This is a genomic window from Streptomyces sp. NRRL F-4489, assembly GCF_001509485.1.
Lineage (GTDB): Bacteria > Actinomycetota > Actinomycetes > Streptomycetales > Streptomycetaceae > Streptomyces.
On sequence record NZ_LLZI01000179.1, the window covers coordinates 1 to 445 of the forward strand.

The following is a 445-nucleotide window of genomic DNA, read 5'->3' on the forward strand; positions in this document are numbered from 1 at the left end:
CCCCGCCGCACCACCTGTCCTGGCGCGGCGGGCCCTTCGCCCTCGTACGGGCTGTACGGGGTTGTCACTCCCCCCTCTCGGCCCCCTCCGGCCACACCACATCCACCGGCACCCCCACCCTCCGCGCCCGCGCGACCGTATCCGCCGTCCCGCCCTTCCCCGCGGCCGGAACGCCGTCCCACACCGCCACCAGCCGCTCCGCCCGCCGCAGCAACTCCTCGTTGGCCGCCTCATACGCCCGCCGCTCCGCACTCTCGAACGGCATGACGACCATCTCCGCCCCGGCGGCAAGCCGATCGAACGCCACCGCATGCTCCCCCTTCACCTTCGCCTCCCGGTAATCCCGCGACGGCAGCACGACCACAAGCCGCCCCCCGGCCCCCACCACCGCCTCCGCAAACAACGTGTCCGCCCCCCGCGCCAGAAACGTCACCCCCACCACCTC

The 445-nt window shown here is 74.2% G+C and carries 1 protein-coding gene; it reads right to left on the reverse strand.

Going from position 1 to position 445, the window contains the following annotated elements:
- Positions 1–64: 64 nt before the first annotated feature.
- Positions 65–445 (reverse strand): hypothetical protein (locus tag ADL22_RS14585; protein WP_066978358.1); only part of this gene is annotated, 381 nt, incomplete at its 5' end.